The organism is Aeromicrobium sp. PFPM2_SD2 (genome assembly GCF_057364525.1).
Genome location: NZ_JBNFNZ010000738.1, coordinates 1 through 707, shown reverse-complemented (window position 1 = coordinate 707; position 707 = coordinate 1). Strand labels below are relative to the sequence as shown.

At 76.4% G+C, this 707-nt stretch carries 2 pseudogenes; both read left to right on the top strand.

From position 1 onward, the window contains the following. Positions 1 to 14: 14 nt before the first annotated feature. A pseudogene (locus tag AC2W7G_RS17800) lies at positions 15 to 257 on the top strand (ABC transporter transmembrane domain-containing protein); the annotation flags it as partial. A 64-nt stretch (positions 258 to 321) separates the two neighbouring features. Continuing rightward, positions 322 to 707, top strand: a pseudogene (locus tag AC2W7G_RS17795) (ABC transporter ATP-binding protein); the annotation flags it as partial.

Here is a 707-nt window from a genome sequence, read left to right as displayed (position 1 = left end):
TGCGCGAGGACGTCCTGGACCGCGCGCTGCGCCTGGACTCGGGCCGGCTCGAGGCCGCGGGCACCGGCGACGTCATGGCCCGCGTCGGCGACGACGTCCGCACCGTCACCGACGCCCTGGACGAGGCCGTGCCGCTGCTGGTCGGCTCGCTCACGGCCATCACGTTCACTGCCGGCGGCCTGTTCGCGCTCGACTGGCGGCTCGGCCTCGCCGGGCTCCTGGCGCTGCCGGCCTACGCGGCGTCCCTGTCCTGGTACCTGCCGCGGTCCGGCCCGTTCTACCGCGCCGAGCGCGTCGCCCAGGGCGAGCGGGCGAGCGCTCATGGCCGGCGTGCAGGGCGCGGGCACGTGGCGGGCCTACGGCCACGAGCGCCTCGCGCTGGAGCAGGTCGAGCGCACGTCCGACGCGGCCCGCGGGCTGGCCCAGGACGTGTTCGTCATGCTGACCCGCTTCTGGGCGCGCATGAACCGCGCCGAGCTCGTCGGCATGCTGCTCGTGCTCGGCGCCGGCTTCTGGCTCGTGCGCGCCGACGAGGTGACGGTCGGGGCGGCCACGGCCGCGGCGCTGTACTTCCACCGCCTGTTCAACCCGATCGGCGCGGTGCTCATGGTGTTCGACGTCGTCCAGCGCTCGGGCGCCTCGCTGACCCGGCTGGCCGGCGTCGCCCTGCTGCCGCGCGACGAGAGCCGGGCCGAGCCGCTGCCCCG